The sequence below is a fragment of the Stenotrophomonas maltophilia group sp. RNC7 genome, assembly GCF_030910085.1.
Lineage (GTDB): Bacteria > Pseudomonadota > Gammaproteobacteria > Xanthomonadales > Xanthomonadaceae > Stenotrophomonas > Stenotrophomonas sepilia.
In genome coordinates this window covers 84,323-102,959 of the sequence record NZ_JAVFVN010000888.1, presented here as the reverse complement: position 1 = coordinate 102,959, position 18,637 = coordinate 84,323, and the positions used below count along the sequence as shown (strand labels likewise).

General features: G+C 66.3%; 22 protein-coding genes and 1 pseudogene. 15 read left to right on the top strand and 8 right to left on the bottom strand.

Annotated elements, in window-relative coordinates; translation table 11 throughout:
- Positions 1-82: 82 nt before the first annotated feature.
- Positions 83-1,657: an alpha/beta fold hydrolase gene (locus RCF13_RS22315; protein ID WP_134967793.1), complete on the top strand. Its 1,575-nt coding sequence runs from the start codon at positions 83-85 to the stop codon at positions 1,655-1,657.
- A 4-nt stretch (positions 1,658-1,661) separates the two neighbouring features.
- Here RCF13_RS22315 and RCF13_RS22310 read toward each other — a convergent pair whose 3' ends face one another.
- Positions 1,662-1,874 carry a hypothetical protein gene (locus tag RCF13_RS22310; RefSeq protein ID WP_235643208.1) on the bottom strand — a complete coding sequence of 71 codons (213 nt, stop codon included), beginning with the start codon at positions 1,872-1,874 and terminating at the stop codon, positions 1,662-1,664.
- Positions 1,875-1,899: 25 nt separating this feature from the next.
- On the opposite strand from RCF13_RS22310, the gene RCF13_RS22305 reads away from it, so the two are divergent.
- On the top strand, positions 1,900-2,112 hold the full coding sequence (locus RCF13_RS22305; RefSeq protein WP_134967791.1) for a hypothetical protein: 213 nt from the start codon (positions 1,900-1,902) through the stop codon (positions 2,110-2,112).
- 106 nt (positions 2,113-2,218) lie between these two features.
- On the top strand, positions 2,219-2,788 hold the full coding sequence (locus RCF13_RS22300) for a hypothetical protein (protein WP_231352120.1): 570 nt from the start codon (positions 2,219-2,221) through the stop codon (positions 2,786-2,788).
- On the opposite strand, the gene RCF13_RS22295 is transcribed toward RCF13_RS22300, so the two are convergent.
- From RCF13_RS22295 to msuE, 3 genes are read right to left on the bottom strand one after another with little or no spacing between them, the layout of a single operon-like run.
- Entirely contained in the window at positions 2,745-3,779 is a 1,035-nt protein-coding gene (locus tag RCF13_RS22295; RefSeq protein ID WP_134967790.1) for a methionine synthase, read from the bottom strand. The genes RCF13_RS22300 and RCF13_RS22295 overlap by 44 nt on opposite strands.
- A gap of 39 nt (positions 3,780-3,818) precedes the next feature.
- Positions 3,819-4,796, bottom strand: coding sequence for a DUF1852 domain-containing protein (locus tag RCF13_RS22290; protein WP_134967789.1), 978 nt, complete (start codon positions 4,794-4,796; stop codon positions 3,819-3,821).
- A gap of 56 nt (positions 4,797-4,852) precedes the next feature.
- Positions 4,853-5,440 (bottom strand): FMN reductase, encoded by a 588-nt coding sequence (gene msuE / locus RCF13_RS22285; RefSeq protein WP_134967788.1) that lies wholly within the window; start codon positions 5,438-5,440, stop codon positions 4,853-4,855.
- Between the two features lie 75 nt (positions 5,441-5,515).
- On the opposite strand from msuE, the gene RCF13_RS22280 reads away from it, so the two are divergent.
- Positions 5,516-6,430: a LysR family transcriptional regulator gene (locus RCF13_RS22280; protein ID WP_134967787.1), complete on the top strand. Its 915-nt coding sequence runs from the start codon at positions 5,516-5,518 to the stop codon at positions 6,428-6,430.
- Positions 6,430-7,299 carry a methylenetetrahydrofolate reductase gene (locus tag RCF13_RS22275; RefSeq protein ID WP_061478299.1) on the top strand — a complete coding sequence of 290 codons (870 nt, stop codon included), beginning with the start codon at positions 6,430-6,432 and terminating at the stop codon, positions 7,297-7,299. The genes RCF13_RS22280 and RCF13_RS22275 overlap by 1 nt, the downstream gene beginning before the upstream one ends.
- A 6-nt stretch (positions 7,300-7,305) precedes the next feature.
- Here the strand turns inward: RCF13_RS22275 and RCF13_RS22270 are convergent, their stop codons facing one another.
- Positions 7,306-7,584 (bottom strand): hypothetical protein, encoded by a 279-nt coding sequence (locus RCF13_RS22270; protein WP_061478298.1) that lies wholly within the window; start codon positions 7,582-7,584, stop codon positions 7,306-7,308.
- Between the two features lie 205 nt (positions 7,585-7,789).
- On the opposite strand from RCF13_RS22270, the gene RCF13_RS22265 reads away from it, so the two are divergent.
- Both RCF13_RS22265 and RCF13_RS22260 read left to right on the top strand, forming a co-directional pair.
- On the top strand, positions 7,790-8,317 hold the full coding sequence (locus tag RCF13_RS22265) for a DUF6622 family protein (RefSeq protein ID WP_061478297.1): 528 nt from the start codon (positions 7,790-7,792) through the stop codon (positions 8,315-8,317).
- Positions 8,318-8,425: 108 nt separating this feature from the next.
- A complete protein-coding gene (locus RCF13_RS22260; RefSeq protein WP_134967786.1) occupies positions 8,426-8,806 on the top strand; it encodes a hypothetical protein in 381 nt (126 codons plus the stop codon).
- A gap of 61 nt (positions 8,807-8,867) precedes the next feature.
- Here RCF13_RS22260 and RCF13_RS22255 read toward each other — a convergent pair whose 3' ends face one another.
- Positions 8,868-9,770, bottom strand: a complete 903-nt coding sequence (locus RCF13_RS22255; RefSeq protein ID WP_134967785.1) for a LysR family transcriptional regulator — start codon at positions 9,768-9,770, stop codon at positions 8,868-8,870.
- Positions 9,771-9,879: 109 nt separating this feature from the next.
- Here RCF13_RS22255 and RCF13_RS22250 point away from each other — a divergent pair, with 109 nt between their 5' ends.
- The 5 genes from RCF13_RS22250 to RCF13_RS22230 all read left to right on the top strand — a co-directional run bounded on the left by RCF13_RS22250 (position 9,880) and on the right by RCF13_RS22230 (position 15,311).
- Positions 9,880-11,001, top strand: a complete 1,122-nt coding sequence (locus RCF13_RS22250; RefSeq protein WP_231352757.1) for a 4-oxalomesaconate tautomerase — start codon at positions 9,880-9,882, stop codon at positions 10,999-11,001.
- 75 nt (positions 11,002-11,076) lie between these two features.
- Positions 11,077-12,135, top strand: a complete 1,059-nt coding sequence (locus RCF13_RS22245; protein ID WP_231352119.1) for an ABC transporter substrate-binding protein — start codon at positions 11,077-11,079, stop codon at positions 12,133-12,135.
- A gap of 14 nt (positions 12,136-12,149) precedes the next feature.
- A complete protein-coding gene (locus RCF13_RS22240; protein WP_134967784.1) occupies positions 12,150-12,983 on the top strand; it encodes an ABC transporter ATP-binding protein in 834 nt (277 codons plus the stop codon).
- The gene (locus RCF13_RS22235; RefSeq protein WP_005409726.1) at positions 12,967-13,743 is read left to right on the top strand and encodes an ABC transporter permease; all 777 of its coding nucleotides are present in this window, start codon (positions 12,967-12,969) and stop codon (positions 13,741-13,743) included. The genes RCF13_RS22240 and RCF13_RS22235 overlap by 17 nt, the downstream gene beginning before the upstream one ends.
- A 134-nt stretch (positions 13,744-13,877) precedes the next feature.
- Positions 13,878-15,311, top strand: a complete 1,434-nt coding sequence (locus tag RCF13_RS22230; RefSeq protein WP_231352118.1) for a porin — start codon at positions 13,878-13,880, stop codon at positions 15,309-15,311.
- 24 nt (positions 15,312-15,335) lie between these two features.
- On the opposite strand, the gene RCF13_RS22225 is transcribed toward RCF13_RS22230, so the two are convergent.
- The gene (locus tag RCF13_RS22225) at positions 15,336-16,583 is read right to left on the bottom strand and encodes an arsenic transporter (protein WP_231352117.1); all 1,248 of its coding nucleotides are present in this window, start codon (positions 16,581-16,583) and stop codon (positions 15,336-15,338) included.
- A 294-nt stretch (positions 16,584-16,877) separates the two neighbouring features.
- Between RCF13_RS22225 and RCF13_RS22220 the strand changes: the two genes are divergently transcribed.
- The 3 genes and pseudogenes from RCF13_RS22220 (at position 16,878) to RCF13_RS22210 (ending at position 17,594) form a co-directional block, all read left to right on the top strand.
- A complete protein-coding gene (locus RCF13_RS22220) occupies positions 16,878-17,069 on the top strand; it encodes a hypothetical protein (RefSeq protein WP_134968613.1) in 192 nt (63 codons plus the stop codon).
- Positions 17,045-17,275, top strand: a pseudogene (locus RCF13_RS22215) (penicillin-binding protein); the annotation flags it as partial. The gene RCF13_RS22220 and the pseudogene RCF13_RS22215, both read left to right, overlap by 25 nt.
- A 106-nt stretch (positions 17,276-17,381) precedes the next feature.
- A complete protein-coding gene (locus RCF13_RS22210; RefSeq protein ID WP_134968614.1) occupies positions 17,382-17,594 on the top strand; it encodes a hypothetical protein in 213 nt (70 codons plus the stop codon).
- A gap of 97 nt (positions 17,595-17,691) precedes the next feature.
- Here the strand turns inward: RCF13_RS22210 and RCF13_RS22205 are convergent, their stop codons facing one another.
- Positions 17,692-18,252 (bottom strand): fasciclin domain-containing protein, encoded by a 561-nt coding sequence (locus RCF13_RS22205; RefSeq protein ID WP_061478290.1) that lies wholly within the window; start codon positions 18,250-18,252, stop codon positions 17,692-17,694.
- Positions 18,253-18,637 lie beyond the last annotated feature (385 nt).

The window sequence follows — 18,637 nt, the reverse complement described above, 5'->3', positions numbered from 1 at the left end:
ATGTTGCGTCGCAAGGTGCCAGCCACCATTCGCACTGGTACGGTCCGATCCGTTGCACCACCACCGACGGGGAGAGACAACGATGCGCAAGGTTCTGCTGCTGTTGATCCTGCTGACCGGGCTGGCGCCCGCGGCCCTGGCGGCCACGGTCAAGACCACCCATCGCACCATCCCCAGCTGGGATGGCACGCCCCTCGGGGCCTTCGTCATCGAACCCCAGGATGCCGGCAGTGGCCGCTATCCGCTGCTGGTGATGCCCAGCAGCTGGGCAGTGCCCAGCGTGGAGTACGTGGGCGTGGCACAGTCGCTGGCGCAGCGCGGCTATGTGGTCATCAGCTACAGCTCGCGCGGCTTCTGGGAGTCCGGCGGCAGCATCGACATCGCCGGGCCCGCCACGGTCGAAGACGTCAGTGCCCTGATCGACTGGGCGCTGGCCAACACCCGGGCCGATCCGGCCAGGATCGGTGTCTCTGGCATCTCCTACGGGGCCGGCACCAGCCTGCTGGCGGCGGCACGCGATCCGCGCATCAAGGCCGTTGCCGCGCTGAGCGGCTGGGCCGACCTGCAGGCGTCGCTCTACAGCCATGACACGCCCAGCGCACAGGGCATCGCCCTGCTGGTGGCAGCGGGCCTGGCGACTGGCCGCCCCGGAGCGGAGCTGACCACCATCAACCGCAATGTGCTGGTCGGCAACTACCAGGGGGCGGTGGACTCGCTGCTGCCGGTAGCGGCACAGCGCAGCCCGGCCAGCAGCCTTGATGAGATCAATGCCAACCAACCCGCGGTATTCCTCGCCAACGCCTTCAACGACAGCCTGTTCCCGCCGGGCCAGCTGGTCGACTTCTTTACCCGCCTGAAGGGACCCAAGCAGTTGCAGCTGCGCCATGGCGACCACGCCCTCAACGAAGCCTTCGGTGCGCTCGGCATTCCCAATGAAGTCTATGCCGTGGTGGGCGACTGGTTCGACCACTACCTCAAGGGCGTGGCCAATGGCATCGACCGCCAGCCGGCGGTGCAGTTGAAGTCGCAGAAGGGCAGCTGGAGCCGTTATCCGGACTGGCAGGCCACCTCTACCGGCGCCGTAAGCTACGGGCTGACCGCGCCGACCGGGCTGCTGCTGCCCACCGGAGGGCTGGCCGAGAGCGGTGGCGGCACCGGTTGGAACTACCGGATCGGCAGCGGCCTGCTGACTGCCGCCAACTCCGGCGTGGTGATGGCGTCCGGCGCGCTGCAGATGTTCAACCTGCCGCCCGGCGCCTATGTGCCGTTCGTTGGCCGCAACGCCGCAGGCGTCTGGCAAGGCCCGATCTACTGGAGTGCACGCCGCCTGGATGGCGCACCGGAAGTGCGGCTGACGGTGACGCCCACGCGCGCCAACACCACGCTGTATGCCTACCTGTATGCCGAGGATATGCTGGGCAACGGCCAGCTGATCAGCCACAAGCCGTACACCCTGCGCGGTGCCACGCCCGGCCAGCCGAGAACCATCGATCTTCGCCTGGAAGCCAGCAGCTGGAACCTACCGACCGGCAGCCGGCTGACCCTGGTGGTCGATACCGTGGACCTGCGCTATGCGGGCATCAGCCAGCTCGGCGGTGCGGTCACCTTCAGCTCGCCGGCCAACGCGCCTTCGGTGCTGAAGGTGCCGCTGCATTGATGGGTCAGTGCAGGTCCAGTGGATTCATCGAAGCGTCGCGGACACAGGGATCACCGGCGTCCGGTGTCAGGCGCGCCTCGATGTCCGGTGGAAACCGCGGAATCCTGCTGGTCTGCATCACCACCCAGCGCATGATCGTGTGGCGTGCCCGGTAACCACGCTCCACGAACGTTTCTTCGGCGCTCTTCACCACCTCCCCGCATAAGGTGGGAGCCATTCAGGGCGTTGCGGTGGACTCAACGATGTTCGACTACCAGGACTGGACCTTCAACGCCAATGGCCGAACCGGGGTGCCCCGGGTGGAACTGGATGGCGACGGCGGCGGCACCATCAACCGTTACCGGTTGACCCTCGGGCCCGCCCAGTCCGGGCTGTGCATCAAGGTGGCCTCGCAGGAGGAAGCCGCCAAGAGGCTCGAAACCGAGGTGGAGAAACTGCTCGGCCCAGAGTGGTAAAGAGGGGAGTGGTAAAGAGGGCTTCACTGCGGCAGATGCGTTGTGAGGTTGCCAGCGCCACTCCGCAATCTCAGTCCATGCGACGGCCGACCGTATTCTTACGGCCATGCATTCGCCCTCCAGCGCTCCCGATTTCATGATAGCCCGCCGGCCCTCGGGCTGGGTGCAGAGCGGCGAGCGCTGGGACCTGTGGTGGAACGGGCGTTCCGTAGCCAACATCGTGCCGCATGCCGTGCTCGGGTTCCGGGTGTACCTGGACGCACGCAAGATGTCCCAGACCAAGGTGGTGGCCGCCACGAATGTGCGGCAGGCCAGGCGCTACGCCGAGCGCTGGTGTGCCGCGCGGCTTTGCCCACAGCTGCGGCTGCGCGAGGCGGTGGCACGCCTGGTGGACGTGGCGCCGGAATCAAAGGCTGCGCCGTCGCCCGCACTTTCGCGGGAACAACGGCAGCAGGCCCGCCGGCTGGCCGAGGCTGGGGCGGGTGAGGTGGTACGGATCAAACAGGCACTGACGCCGCGACAGCCCGCGATGAAGACCCGGCCGGAGCTGCAGGGGCGAGGTGGAGCCTGGTCGATACCCGGGCAGGCTCCGTCAAGCCGGCATTCGAACGGCAATGCCTCCCCGGCCAGGCTTATGCCGAGAGTTCCTCGCGCACGATCCTCGCCCCCGCGCTGAGTGCGCGCAGCTTGCCCCTGGCCACATCGCGCGCCAGCGGCGCCATGCCACAGTTGGTGCTCGGGTAGAGCTTGTCGGCATCCACGAACTGCAGCGCCCTGCGCAGGGTGTGGGCCACATCCTCCGCCGATTCCACCGTGTTGCAGGCCACGTCGATGGCACCGACCATCACCTTCTTGCCACGCACCAGCTCGATCAGGTCCATCGGCACGTGCGAGTTCTGGCATTCCAGCGAGATGATGTCGAGGTTGGAGGTCTGCAGCTTGGGGAACGATTCTTCATACTGGCGCCATTCCGATCCCAGCGTCTGCTTCCAGTCGGTGTTGGCCTTGATGCCGTAGCCGTAGCAGATGTGCACGGCGGTCTCGCACTTCAGTCCTTCGATCGCACGCTCCAGCGCGGCCACGCCCCAGTCGTTCACTTCGTCGAAGAACACGTTGAAGGCCGGCTCATCGAACTGGATGATGTCAACGCCGGCGGCCTCCAGCTCCTTCGCCTCCTCGTTGAGGATCTTCGCGAACTCCCAGGCCAGTTTCTCGCGGCTCCTGTAATGCGCGTCGTACAGGGTATCGATCATCGTCATCGGGCCGGGCAGCGCCCACTTGATCGGCTGCGTGGTCTGGCGGCGCAGGAACTTCGCATCCTCCACGAACACCGGCTTCGGACGGCTCACTGCGCCGACCACGGTCGGCACGCTGGCATCGTAGCGGTTGCGGATGCGCACGGTCTCGCGCTTCTCGAAATCAACGCCGCTGAGGTGTTCGATGAAGGTGGTAACGAAGTGCTGCCGGGTCTGCTCGCCGTCGCTGACGATATCAATGCCGGCATGCTGTTGTTCCTGCAGCGACAGGCGCAGCGCATCCCGCTTGCCTTCAACCAGGGCTTCGTCCTGCAGCTTCCACGGTGACCAGAGCTTCTCGGGCTCGGCCAGCCAGGAAGGCTTGGGCAGGCTGCCTGCAGTGGAGGTGGGGAGCAGCGTCTTCGTCGGCATTGTGTCGTGTGTCCTGGGGGAGAATGGAAGTTTGATGGATCAGCGGGCGGCCCACTGCTCAAGCACGGCGCGGTATGGCTTGATGAAGTGCTCTTCGGTGAACCGGCCCTGCTTGATGGCCAACTGGCTGCGCTCTTCGCGGTCGTAGACGATGCGGGTGGAGGAGTAGTCCTGGTGCTTCAGGCTGGGCTGGTAGACCTTGCCGGCCACGGAGTTGGCGTTGTAGATCTCCGGGCGGTAGATCTTCTGGAAGGCCTCCATCGTGCTGATGGTGCCGATCAGTTCCAGGTTCGAGTAATCGCCCAGCAGGTCGCCCTGGAAGTAGAACGCCAGCGGTGCGACGCTGCCCGGTGGCATGAAATAGCGCACCCGCAGGCCCATCTTGTCGAAGTACTGGTCGGTGGGGGAGAACTTACCCTGGCGGTATTCCACGCCCAGGATCGGGTGATGGTTCTCGGTGCGGTGGTAGGTCCTGCTGCTGGAAACACTGATGCAGATCACCGGCCCCTTGCTGAAGTTGGCACGGTAGGCGTCAGACTCCAGGAAGTGCTGGAACAGCTTGCCGTGCAGGTCGCCAAAGCCCTCCGGAAGGCGGAAGGTGTCCTTGCCTTCGTTGCTGGCCGGCAGCACGACGCTGAAGTCGTAGTCACGGACATAGGACGAGAAGTTGTTGCCGACGATGCCTTCGGTGCGCGCGCCGGTGTGCGTGTCAACGATGGTCGGGCGCAACACTTCGATCAACGGGAAAGGATCGCTGCCGTCGGCGCCGTCGATGTGCATCTCCACCGAGATGATGTCGAGCTCGACCGCGTAGCGATCGGCGCTTGGGTTGTCCCAATGCGCCAGATCATTGAAGCGGTTGTTGATCATGCGGATGGTGTTGCGCAGGTTTTCCTGCCGGGACGCGCCGCGCGCCAGGTTGGCGAAGTTGGTGGTGATGCGCGTGCCTTCGGCCGGCTGGTAATCCTCGTTGAAGGGGATGCGCGTGATGCTGAAGGTGAAGGTGTCGGTCGTCATGGGCGGCGTTCCGTGTTGCGGGGTGGCACCCGGATGCGGGCGAGGGCATCCGGCATTCAAAGAGCTGCGGCGGTCTCAAGGGCGGTGGCACGATGGCGGGGCAGCGCCAGCAGCGGCATGGCCCGCCGTACCGCCAGTCGCGCCCGCTCGATCAGGGCGTCGCTGTGCACGCGGCCGTCGGCGAAATCGCGATCGGTGGCGTAGATACCCAGTGGCAGGGTGCGCGCCTGGAAGAAGCTGAAGAGCGGGCGCAGCTGATGGTCGATCACCAGCGAGTGGCGCTCGCTGCCACCGGTGGCGGCCAGAAGGATGGGGGTGTCGACCAGTGCGTCCTGGTGGATGAAGTCGAAGAAGTGCTTGAACAGCCCCGTGTACGAACCCCGGTAGACCGGCGTTGCCACCACCAGTACATCGGCCTGTTCAACAGCAACCAGCTGCCGCTCCACAGCGTCGGACACCTGTGAGCGCCACAGTGCGCCGGCCAGCTGCGGCGCCAGCTCGCCCAGTTCGATCAGGTGTTGCTCGCAATGGATGTCCTCGCCGATCAGGCCCAGCAGATGCTCGGCCAGCGTGGCGGCCCTGGAAGGGCGTTGCAATCCGCCGGAGACGGCGACGATTCGAAGGGGGCGGGCAGGTGAAAGCATGACCCGATCCTAGTCAGTGCCTTCCATGACGTAAAATGGTATTACTTCACCAATCCATGAGCGAGATTCATCATCATGCTGGAGCGGATTCACCTCAGCATCGTGCAGCAGGTCGAGCTGCAGGGCTCGCTCACCGCTGCTGCCGGCGTGCTCAACCTGACCCAGTCGGCGCTCAGCCACAGCATGAAGAAGCTGGAGCAGCAGCTGGGTACCGATGTCTGGCTGCGCGAAGGCCGAAGCCTGCGGCTGACCCAGGCCGGGCAATATCTGCTGGCAGTCGCCAACCGGGTGCTGCCACAGCTGGACCTGGCCGAGGAGCGGCTGGGCCAGTTCGCACAGGGCGAGCGTGGCGCGCTGCGCATCGGCATGGAATGCCATCCCTGCTACCAGTGGCTGCTGAAGATCGTCTCGCCGTATCTGGCCGCGTGGCCGGATGTGGACGTGGACGTCAAGCAGAAGTTCCAGTTCGGCGGTATCGGCGCGCTGTTCGGCTACGAGATCGACCTGCTGGTCACCCCCGACCCGCTGCTGAAGCCGGGCCTGAAGTTCATCCCGGTGTTCGACTACGAGCAGGTGCTGGTGGTGGCCAGCAACCACGCCCTGGCCAAGGTGAACCACGTAAAGCCGCGCCAGCTCAGCCAGGAAGTGCTGATCAGCTACCCGGTGCCGTTCGAGCGCCTGGACATCTACAACCAGTTCCTGCTGCCGGCCGGCATCACGCCGCGGCGCCACAAGGCCATCGAAACCACCGACATCATGATGCAGATGGTGGCCAGCGGCCGCGGCGTGGCCGCCATGCCGCGCTGGCTGGTTGAGGAGTACGCCGCGCGCATGGACGTGGTGCCGGTGCGCCTGGGCGCCAAGGGCATTCCCAAGCAGATCTATCTGGGTGCGCGCGAGGCCGATACCGGCATCGACTACCTGCAGGCCTTCATCGAACTGGCCCGTAACAGCTCGCCGCTTGCCGGCAATGTGGGCGGAGCGCGTTGATGCCTGCAGGCCTGTCACTGCGGGCGGACGCCTTCATCAACGCCTTTTCACTGGAAGTCAGTGCGAAGGCCATGCCCGCGCTGTGCGCCGAGGCGGATCGGATCCCGTGCGGTACCGTCATCTCCATTCCCTGGCTGGCCAGCGAGGATGACGACGCCCGACTGGCCGCCGCGCGCACGGTGCGCGCGCTCGGATTCGAGCCGATGCCGCATCTGTCTGCGCGGCGCGTCGGGTCACGCGCAGCGCTTGAACGCTTTCTGCAGCGTGCCGCCAGCGAAGCCAGGGTCGCGCGTTGCCTGCTGATCGCGGGCGACTTGGCCACGCCTGTCGGACCGTTTGCCGACAGTGCTTCGATCATCCAGACCGGTGTTCTGGAGCAATCCGGCATCAAGGTCGTTGCTATCGGCGGGCACCCGGAAGGGCATCCTGTAATGAGCAGTGACGAACGCTGGCAGGCGCTGGAGGGAAAATGCCAGGCCATCGAAGCACGTGGCATGGCCCCCTTGGTCGTCACCCAGTTCGCCTTCGATGCCGATACCGTGCTGGCCTGGCTGGATGCACTGCGCGCGCGTGGCATCACGGCTCCGGTGCTGGTCGGGGTTCCGGGGCCGGCAAGCATCCCCCGGCTGATGCGCTACGCCGCGATGTGCGGCGTGGGCGCCAGTGCATCGATGTTGGCCCGGTATGGCATCTCGATCGGCCGGCTGCTGGGAACGGCGGGGCCGGAGGTGTTCGTTGACCGCCTGGTGAAGGGGCTGACCAGCGCCCATGGCCCGGTCAGCCCGCACTTCTTCCCGTTCGGCGGTGTTGCGCCGTCGCTGGAGTGGATGGCGCAGTACCGGCGGCGCATTTCCGGCACCGGTGGTTGAATCGCCTCAGCCCGGCAGGTCGCACTTCATCCTGCCGTCCACGTAGTACGGCTTGGGTACGTTCGGGTTCGGGCTGGTCTTCTCGAAGACCACCTCGAACGAGGCAGCATCGGGCGAGCCCTTGCGCTCGGTACACGCGTCCTGCAGTTTCTTCTTGACCGCAGTGATACCGGCATCGCGGTTGGCGCCCTCGGCGCTGTTGGTCAGATTCACGGTCTCGGCCGAGGCCAGCGGGCTCAGCGCGAGCAGGCCGCCGGCCAGCATCAGTGCGTGCAGCTTGGTCATGGTTTTTACCTCGCAGGTCTCCAATGAGGCCCCAGCATAGGGCCGGGCCGTTAACGGCATGTGCCCGGCCGGGTGAGGGCAGGGCGGGCGCGCCTCGGCGTAACCCGCGATGGCTGACAGCTGTCACTGGCTGCAACCCGGGCGGAAGCGAATAGTGAGCGCCAAGGCGAGGGAACCTCGCCACCACTCACCAAGGGGACCGCTCATGAGCATGCTTCAGCACCTCGCCTCGCAGACGCCGATCTGGGTCTGGCTGCTCCTGGCCTTCCTGGTCACCCGTGGCATCGCCGCCATGAAGCCGGCCGAGACCTCGCTGCAGAAGCTGGCGATCGTACCCGCCTTGTTCGCCGTCTGGGGTGCGTGGTCGGTCAGTCATCGCTTCGGCGCGTCGCTGAGCGCCTGGAGCGAATGGCTGGCCGGCATCGCCACGGGCGCCGCGCTTGCCTGGCTGCTGCTGAATCGGTTGAAGCTGACGCTGGACCGCAGTACCGGCAAGCTCTGGCGCAACGCGGATTTCAGCCTGCTGCCGCTGCTGTTGATCACTTTCCTGGTGAAGTACGGGTTCGAAGTCGCATTTGCGGTGTCGCCGTCGCTGTCCGCCAATGCTGGTTTCAATGCCGCCTACCTGCTGCTGGCAGGCGGATTCACCGGCATCTTCGTCGGCAAGTACGGCCGATACCTGGCCTCGCTGCGGATGGATGCGGCAGGCAAGGGGCTGGAAACCGCAGGCTGATTGAACTGGTAGTGCCGGCCGCTGGCCGGCTTCCCCATGCAGGGTTGTGCGGGGCTGACGCAGGCGTCACGATGCCCACCACTGGCCACCACCGGAAACGCTGACGTCATGAAGACCACATCCTGGTTCTGGATCAACGTGGCCAGTCACTTCAGCATTGTCGCCGCCCTGGCCTGGCTGCCCGCACGGTGGACGGGCCAGCTTGTAGAGGGTTTGGCCGGCACTCAGCCGGCTATTGGCGATGCCCAGCATGTGGCCCTCGTTGGTTCCATTTTTGGCTTCTGCGTGACCGCACTGATCTTCATGGGGGCGCTGACAGTCACCGGCGAACTCCTGGGTTTCTCCAGGCCCTATGCGCGGCGGCCGGAGGCCCAGAACGAAGCGCAGGTCGTCCACCGGAAGGTGCTGCTGACTGCATTCGCCACGCTCTCATGGGGGGCCGTGGGATCGCTTGCAGGTATTGCGTCGATCTTCGCGGCTTCGTCATGAAGGGCGGCCCTGCCAGCGTCTGGCGCGCCGGAACGCATAGGCGCGTGAACCGCGCAGTTGCTCACGCCTCCCCGCGCCACTGGCTCATCAGCATCTGCAGGAATCGCTCCGCCGTGGGCGAGAGCAGGGCGCCGCGGCGGCGGACGATGCCGATCGTGCGTGACACCACCGGGTTGCCGATCGCGCGTGTCACCAGGGTGGCGTGATCCCCGTCCGGCGTGGCCATCTTTGGCAGCACCGACACGCCGATGCCCGCCTCGACCATGCCCAGTGACGTCGACAGGTGGGTCACTTCATAGTGCCAGCTCAACTTGAGGTTCTCGCGCGCCAGCGCGCCGTCCAGCAGCGTGCGGTTGCCGCTGGTGCGATGCACGGTGATCAGCTGGTGCTCGGCCAGATCAGCCCATTCCACCTTGCGCTTGCGGGCCAGCGGATGATCGCGTCGGCAGGCGAGGACGAAGGGGTCCTCAGCCAGTACGTCGAAGTCGAGATTCGGATCGTTGGCGCCCATGAAGTTGATGCCGAACTCGACTTCGCCACGTTCCACTGCCTGCAGACCCTCCGTCGCCGGGATATCCAGGATGCGGAAGCGCACGTTCGGGTGCGCTTCGTGGAAACGCGCCATCACGCTGGGCAGGAAGTAGAACGCCGCCGTCGGCAGGCAGGCGATGGTCACGGTAGCGCCGCGGGTGTCTTCGCGGCCGCGCAGCGAGAACAGTGATCCATCGAATTCCTCCAGCATGCGGCGCACCAGCGGCAGCAGGTTCTCGCCGACAGCGGTGGTACTGACGCTGCGCGTGGTGCGCTCCAGCAGCGGCGACCCCACCGCCTGCTCCAGTTTCTGGATGCGGCGGCTGAGTGCCGGCTGGGAGACGTGCAGGATTTCCGCGGCGCGATGGAAGCTGCGGGTCTCCGAGACCAGCAGGAAGGCGCGTAGATCCAGGATTTCGCAATTGATGCTCATGGGGTATCAATCATCCAAAAATCAGCAATTCACAGATCAATTGGGGCCATGCCAGTATCGAATCACAGAGGGGTCATTCATCCCCTATACGCATCAATCTAGCACACGTATGTCCAACGATCTGCTCAGCATTCCCTGCGTCCTCATGCGCGGCGGCACCTCCAAAGGCCCGTTCTTCCTGGCCAGCGACCTTCCGATGGACATCGCTGAACGCGATCGCCTGCTGCTGGAAGTGATGGGCTCGGGCCATCCGTTGCAGATCGACGGCATCGGCGGTGGCAACGCGCTGACCAGCAAGGTGGCGATCATCGACCGCTCCAGCCGTCCGGACGCCGATGTCGACTACCTGTTCGCCCAGGTACGGGTAGAGCAGCAGGTGGTGGATACCTCGCCGAACTGCGGCAACATGCTGGCGGCCGTAGGCCCGTATGCCATCGAGCGTGGGCTGGTGCAGGCGCAGGATCCGCAGACCGAGGTGCGCATCCACAACGTCAACACCGGCAAGCTGATCATCGCCACGGTGGAAACGCCCGGCGGCAACGTGGTGTACCGAGGTGACACGCGAATTGCCGGCGCGCCGGGCTCGGCCTCGCCGGTCAGGCTCGCTTTCCTTGATGCGGCAGGCGCCCGCACCGGCAAGCTGCTGCCCAGCGGCCACGCGCAGGAGACCATCGATGGTGTGCCGGTCAGCCTGGTGGACTGCGCTATGCCGATGATGCTGGTGCGTGCCGAGGACCTGGGCGTGCACGGCGATACCCCGCCCGCCGAACTGAACGCGGACGCGGTATTCATGCGCCGGCTGGAAGCGCTGCGCATCGAGGCGGGCGCCCGCATGGGCATCGCCGACGCCGGCAACAAGGTCATCCCCAAGCCGGTGTTGCTGTCGGCGCCGCAACATGGGGGCGATCTGCAGGTGCGCTATTTCATGCCACACCAATGCCACACCGCGCTGGCCATTACCGGCGCGGTCGGCCTGGCCACCGCCGCCGTTACGCCGGGCACGCTGGCCCACACTTTGGTCGGATGCCTGTCCGTTCCCGGCAGCATTACCCTCGAACATCCGAGCGGGGCCCTGGAGGTGGGCCTCAGTCGCAGCTCGCAGGACGCGCCGGTCGTTGCCAGCGTCGTGCGCACCGCACGCCGGCTGTTCGAAGGACGCGTGTTTGCCACCACGCCAGCACTTGCCGTGGCCGGTTCCACCCAAGCCCGCCAATGGACGTCAGCGGCATGATCTGAACCCGGACGGGCCGGCGCAGGTGCGCATGCCCGCCATTACAACGTAGATGCTTCACTCCTGGGAGGGATGATGTACAAGCAGTTCTTGATGGCCGCGCTGTGCGCGGCTGGTCTGGCCGCGGCCGGATGCAGCAACAGCGGGCGCACCGAAGGCGCATCCGCCGTCGGTGGTGACAATGCACCGGTACGCATCAGCGTCGGCTCCTACAACCTCAACAACCTGCCGTTCTTCATCGCCGACGCCAAGGGGTACTTCAAGGACGTCGGCCTGCAGGTGAAGACCGAGAACTTCGCCCAGGGCGGCTCCAAGGTATTGCAGGCGCTGGTGGCCAATTCCACCGACGTGGCCGTCGGCTTCTACGACCACACCATCCAGATGCAGGCCAAGGGCAAGGACGTGGTGGCCTTCGTGCTGCTCTCGCGCAACTCCGGCCTGGTGATGGCCGGCCGCGAGGATGCCAGCTTCGATCCGGCACGGCCGGAAACCATCAAGGGCCAGAAGGTCGGGATCACCGCGCCGGGCTCATCGTCGGACTTCTTCGTCCGTCACTTCCTCGCTCAGCACGATATCCCCGTCGACAGTGTCTCGCTGATCGGCGTCGGCTCGGGCGCCGCTGCGGTGGCCGCGCTGGAGCAGGGCAAGATCGACCTGCTGGTCAACTACGACCCGGCCGCCACCCTGATCACCGAGCGCAAGGTCGGCAGGATCCTCCTCGACGCGCGCAGCGATGACGGCGCCCGCCAGGTCTATGGCGGCCTGTACCCGACCTCGGTGATGTACGCCAACCAGAGCTTCCTGGACAAGCGCCCCGAAGCGGCCGAGAAGATCGCCCGCGCCGAACAGATGGCGTTGAAGTTCATCGCCGACAACAGTGCTGAAGACATCGTTGCGGCGCTGCCGGACAGCTACGTTTCTGGCGACCGCGCCACCTATGCGCGCGCGGTGGAGAACGCCCGCGCGATATTCACCCGCGACGGTCATTTCACGCCGGCTGATCTGGAAACGCCGTTGAAGGTGCTGCGCGAGTTCAATACGGATGTGGCCAAGGCCGACATCGATCTGTCCCGCACCTACACCAATGCCTTCGTCGAGCGTGCCAACGCTGCGGCGCCGGCTGCCCAACCGTAAGCGGAGGTAACCCCATGGCCCTCAATGCCACCGTGCGCCAGTTCAATGGTGCACCGCAGCTGGAGCCTGCACAGACCATGGTCGCCATCAAAAAGGTGACCATGTCCTTCGGCGAATTCACCGCCGTCCGTGATGTCGACATCCAGGTGGGGGACGGCGAGTTCCTTGCCATCGTCGGGCCGACCGGCTGCGGCAAGAGCACCATCCTCAATTCCGTGGCGGGCCTGCTGAAGCCGTCGTCCGGCCAGGTCAGCATCGATGGCCGCGCCGTCAGCGGCGTCCAGAAGTCGGTCGGCTACCTGTTCCAGCAGGACGCGCTGCTGCCGTGGAAGACGGCTTACCAGAACGTTGAGCTCGGCCTGCGCTTCCGTGGTGTGCCCGAAGCCGAACGCAAGGCCAAGGCCAACGCGTGGCTGGCCAAGGTCGGCCTGGCCGGTTTCGAGCACCGCTATCCGCACCAGTTGTCCGGTGGCCAGCGCAAGCGCGTGCAGATGGCGCAGGCGCTGATCGTCGAGCCGAAGGTGATCCTGATGGACGAACCTTTCTCGGCGCTGGACATCCACACCCGGCACCTGATGCAGAACGAACTGCTGCGCCTGTGGCAGGAGGACCGGCGCTCGGTGATCCTGATCACCCACGACCTGGAAGAAGCCATCGCCCTGGGGGACCGCGTGGTGGTGCTGTCCTCCGGCCCAGCCAGCCGTGTCGTGCGCAGCTTCGACGTGGATCTGGAGCGTCCGCGCAATGTGGCCGAGATCAAGCTGGATGACCGTTTCACCGACCTGTACCGCGACATCTGGGCCTGCCTGCGCGGCGAAGTGGAGAAGAGCTATGCACGCCAAGACTGACAAGTTCATCCAGCTGGCCCTGGTAGTCGCCGTGTTCGGCGGCTGGGAAGGCGGCATCGCGCTGGGCGTGATCGATCCGTTCTTCTTCCCCTCGCCAACGGCGATCGTGCAGCAGGCCTGGACCTGGCTGTCCGATACGTCGTTCTACCAGCACGTCTACATCACCCTGACCGAAACCGCGCTGGGCTACATCATCGGCACCGGCCTGGGCGTGGCCGGCGGTGTCTGGTTGGGCCTGAGCCGCCGCTCGGCGCGCATCCTCGATCCCTTCATCAAAGGCTTCAACGCAATTCCGCGCGTGGTGCTGGCCCCGATTTTCGTGTTGTGGCTGGGGCTGGGCCTGTGGTCGAAGGTGGCGCTGGCGGTCACCCTGGTGTTCTTCACCACGTTCTTCAATGCCATGCAGGGCGTACGCGAGGTGAATCCGGTGGTACTGGCCAATGCCCGCATCCTGGGCGCAAGCCGCAGCGACCTGCTACGCCATGTCTACTTCCCGGCAGCAGCCAGCTGGATCCTGTCCTCGCTGCGCACCTCGGTGGGCTTCGCCGTGGTCGGCGCGATCATCGGTGAGTACCTCGGCGCCTCGGCGGGCCTGGGCTACCTGATCGCGCAGGCAGAAGGCAACTTCAACGCCGTCGGTGTGTTTGCCGGCATCATCATCCTGGCCGCCTTCGTGCTGGTCATCGACGCGCTGCTGGACGTGGTCGAGAACAAGCTGATCACCTGGCGTCCCAACGCCCAGGCCCAGGCCACCAGCTGACCGGGCCGGGCTGAGCCCGCCTGCCGCGCCGCCGGGACGATCCGGCGGCGCGCGCTTCCTCCCCCGATCTTCCCCCGCACCACCGCAACAGGCCAGCGCCGGGCCAGGGGGCCGGCTGGCCGGAGAGAGAGTCCATGAACCATTCCACCGTGCTGCCACCGGCAGCGCTGTCGGTCGCGCTCGGCCTGCTGTTGGCCAGTGGCCATGCTGGCGCCCAGTCCACGTCTTCGCTGCCCGCGCCGCTGAGCCAGGCTGAGCTGTCACGCCTGGTGCAGCAGCAGGCGCTGCAGATCCAGCAGTTGGAGGCGCGCCTGCGTGCCGTGGAGGGCGGGCACAGCACCGCCGGTGCGGCGGCCGCAACGCAGCCCCCCGCGCTGGACACCCGCGTCACCGCACTGGAATCCAGCCAGGCCAAGGCGCCCAAGGTCACCTGGTCCAAGGGCGCACCGGAGTTCAGCAGTGCCGACGGCACCGTGGCGTTCCGTCCGCGCGGACGCCTGTTCGTCGACGCATCCAGCACCGATGGATCGTCAGTGAGTGACCGCAACATCTCCGGTACCGAGATCCGCTCGGTGCGGCTGGGCGCCGAAGGCCGCTACGGCATCCTCGGCTGGGCGGTGGAAGGTGACTTCGCCGACAACGCGGTGGCGTGGAAGTCGGTCTACGCCACCGTGGACCACCGCCTGTTCGGGCTGCCGGCCGACCTGACCGTGGGCAACCGCCTCAACGACCGGGGTATCGACGGCTCCAGCAGCACGTCCAACACGCCGTTCCAGGACCGCAACGTGGTCGGCACGCTGATGCTGCCGCAGCGTGGCCTGTTCGGTGTCGGCCTGACCGAGCGCGTGTACGGCAAGGACTGGCATGCCAGCCTGTCGGTGGCCGGCAACGATCTCAACAACGCCGGCACCGACAACGACAGCCAGACCTGGGCCACGCGCGTGCACTGGAACCCGGTGGCCAACGACGCAGTCACGGTGCACCTGGGGGCCTGGGCCTTCCACGAGGAGATCGCCGCAGGCGCCAGCGGCGTCGTCCGCAGTTCGGCCATCGCCGGGCACTTCAACGACCTGGTCAAGATCGCGCCGGGCACACTGCTGGGCGCCGAGCGCAGCACGTCCTATGGCGCGGAACTGGCAGGCTTCTTCGGGCCGGCCTGGGCGACCGGCGAATGGGGTACGCGCAACCTTCGCGGGGCCGACGCCAGCGGGCGCTACGATCTGGACCACCAGGCCTGGGCGATTTCGGCGGGCTGGTTCCTGGCCGGTGCAAGGCCGGCCTATTCGGGCAGGGCCGGCACCTGGGGCCGGGTGAAGGTGGCTGACCCGGTCACCCGCGGCGGCGCCGGGGCATGGGAACTGAAGGGGCGCTACGAGGACGTGGACTATGCCGAGCTGCCCAGTGGCGGTACCGGCCACGCGTGGACGCTGGGTGCGAACTGGTATCTCAACGACTTCAGCCGCGTGATGTTCGAGGCGATCCGTTGGCAGACCCGCAACCGCAGCGGCACCGGCCAGGGCAGGGATGAAGGCACCACCTTCAACACCCGCCTGCAGGTGGCCTTCTAGAAGCGCATGCCGCTCGCGCGCCGATCAGAGCAGCAGCAATGCTCCGATCAACGCCGGCGGCATCACCAGCGCGCCGACGCGCAGGAAGTCGAGCGCGCTGACATGCTCGCCCTCGCGGCGCAGCGCCACCAGCCACAGCATCGTCGCCAGCGAACCGGTGACCGACAGGTTGGGTCCCAGATCCACGCCGACCAGCAATGCGGCACGGGTCTGCGCCGGCAGGTCGGCCATCTGCCCCAGCGAACCGGCGGCCAGGCCGACCGGCAGATTGTTGGCCACGTTGCTCAGCAGCGCAGCCGCGCCACCGGCCAGCCAGCTGGCCTGGCGGGGAGACGCCTGCGCCACGGCCTGCAGCGCGCTGGCCGCGCTCTGGATGACGCCGGTCTGCGCCACCGCTTCCACCAGCACGAACAGTCCCGCCACCAGCGGCAGCACGCCCCAGGACACGTGTCGCAGCAGTGGCAGCGGGCTGCGCCGCTGGCGGATCGCCACCACTGCCACACTCAGCGTGCCCGCGCAGAACGTGGTCAGGCCCAATGGCCCGTTCAAGGCGGACGTGACCAGCAACACGGTGCCGGTGAACAGCACGCCCAGTGCGCTCAGCCGGCCGCCGTCGGTCAACGGGCGATGCGCCGGCGCGGCCACCAGCGGCTGGGCGATCTCGCGCCGGTGCACCCAGCGCAGGACCAGATAGGTGGCACCGATCGCCGCCGCCGACGGCAGCGCGAACTGCGCCAGCCACCTCGGCAGCGGCGGCATGTGCTGGCCGTACACCACCAGGTTGGCCGGATTGGAAATGGGCAGCACGAAGCTGGCCGCATTGGCGATGAAGGCACAGACGAACAGGTAGGGCAGGGGATTGGCGCGCGCCGCCTTGCAGGCGGCGTAGACCGCCGGCGTCAGCACTACGGCCGTTGCATCGTTGGACAGGAACACCGTCACCAGCGTGCCGACCAGGAACACCAGGTCGAACAGGCGTCGCCCGGATCCGCCCGCATGCCGCACCGCGTACAACGCCAGCCAATCGAACAGGCCTTCGCGCCGCGCCAGTTCGGCCAGCACCATCATGCCGACCAGGAACAGGTAGACGTCGCGGCCTTCGGCCACCGCGCCCCATGCGGTGTGCAGCGACACCGCGCCCAGCAACGGCAACAGGGCGGCAGCGCCCAGCGCCCACACATATTCGGGGATGCGGAAAGGACGGAACAGCAGGCCGAGGGTGGCAACGGCGACGGCTGCCCAGATCAGGAGGGGGGCTTGGGAGGCAAGCATGGAGTGGGGCTTCAGCGGCACCTGCAGCGACCCCGGCGCAGGGGGGCCTGGCGCGCGCGATCAGCGGATGGGCGGCCGCTGCAATCATCGCAGGTTCCGGGTCGCCGCATCATACCGTGCGGCGCGGCATGGCGACCGCGCGGACGACCGCGTTGCAGGTGGGCCGGGGGCGGCGCCCAGCCCGCGTCCAGCACGCAAGCGCGCCATGACTTCAGGTACTGCAGAGTGACTACACATGTAGTCAAACTGCACGCACACTCATTGGACGAGATTGCGATGCCAGGATCCTGCTGGTTGTCCTGCGCCCTGGCCCTGGTGTTCGGCATCGCCGGGCCCAGCCAAGCGGCGACGCGTGCCGAAGCCCTTGCCGCGATCGAGCGCAACGCGCGCGCCGCGCATTCCGATGCGGTCCTGGTGATGCACGACCGGGAGACGCCGCTTGAGCTGAAGCCCGCCGCCGGAGCCAGATCTCCGCGCGCGGCCTGAAGCTCGCCGATCTCTACGACATCACACGGGGACCGGTCGTCGGCTTTGCCGCCAACGGCTACCTGGGCCAATACCTGATGATCGTCCCGGAACAGCGGGTGGTCGCCGTGCGTCTGATCCACCGGCGCGAGACCCACAGCGCTCCACAGGACGACTATCCCTCCTTCTTTGCCGATGTCCTGCAGTTGGCGCGGACACTGCGATAGGCCCTGTCGCCATCATGTCCACGCGCGCTGAACATCTTCCTGGAGCGTTCTTCACTGGCGTGCCGCCTAAAGTGGGATGACATCTTGGCCGCACACCAACTTAGGCATGTTTGATTATCAGGACTGGACCTTCCACGCCAATGGCCGAACGGTAGTTGCGCGGGTAGCGCTGGACGGCGACGGTGGCGGCACCATCAACCGCTACCAGCTGGTGCCGGGGCCGGCGCAGTCGGGGCTGTGCATCAAGGTCGCCTCCCAGGACGAGGCCGTGCAGAAACTGGAGGCCGAAGTGACCAAGCTGCTCGGGCCGGAGTGGTAGCCACGACGCCATGCCGGGCAGGGATCCGCATGGTGACGTCGGGATGACCGGCCCCGGGCAACGGGCATCGCGCCGGATGCCCGTTGCGTGAGGCCGCTTACTTGGGCATCAGCACGGTGTCGACCACGTGGATGACGCCGTTGGACTGGCCGACATCTGCAATGCTGATGCCTGCCTTTCCACCCTTTGCGTCGATGACCCAGAGCTTGCCATCGTGGAGCGCCACGGTGAGAGGCTCACCCTGCACGGTCTTCAGGGTGGCCTTGCCGCCGTGCTTGCGGGCATCGGCCAGAAGCTGGGCCGAACTGTAGCTGCCCGGGACGACGTGGTAGGTCAGGATCCGGGTCAGCTGTGCCTTGTTTTCAGGCTTCACCAGTGTATCGACAGTGCCTGCAGGCAGCTTTTCGAAGGCCGCATTGGTGGGCGCGAAAACAGTGAAGGGCCCGGCCCCGTTGAGGGTGTCGACCAGGCCGGCTGCTTTGACCGCTGCAACCAGCGTGGTGTGATCCTTGGAATTGACGGCGTTCTCGACGATGGTCCTGGTGGGGTACATTTCTGCCCCGCCCACGATGACGGTGTTGGCGGCGAAAACCGAGGAGCCGGACGAAACGAGTACGGCGAAGCCGACTGCGGCGGCGATGCGCTGAAGAGCGTTCACGGTGCGTTCCTTTCTGGATGACCCGCAAGTGCGGGCATCTTTCCTACGTCGGGTGAGCGTGACCGGATGCAGCAACGGCCGAGTCATTGGCGCGCTGCCGGTTTTGCTGCGCTGCATGGTGACAACGGCGAACCTCGGTGATTACTCTCCGCTGCAACGCGATGGTAGCGCTACCAGTCGGACGGGGATCCAGGGTCCGGGAGGCTGCCTTCTTTGCCGCGTGTTTGTCCTGGCAGGCTTGAAAAGCAAGTGTAAGTCGCGGCGTGCCCGAGCACCCGTGCTGTTCGGTTTGGAATGCGGGCCACGCCCGTGCGTGCCCCTGGGAGGGGGCGGTACATCCATTCGATCGTATGTCAGAGGGGACTTTCATGAGCACCTGCAGTTT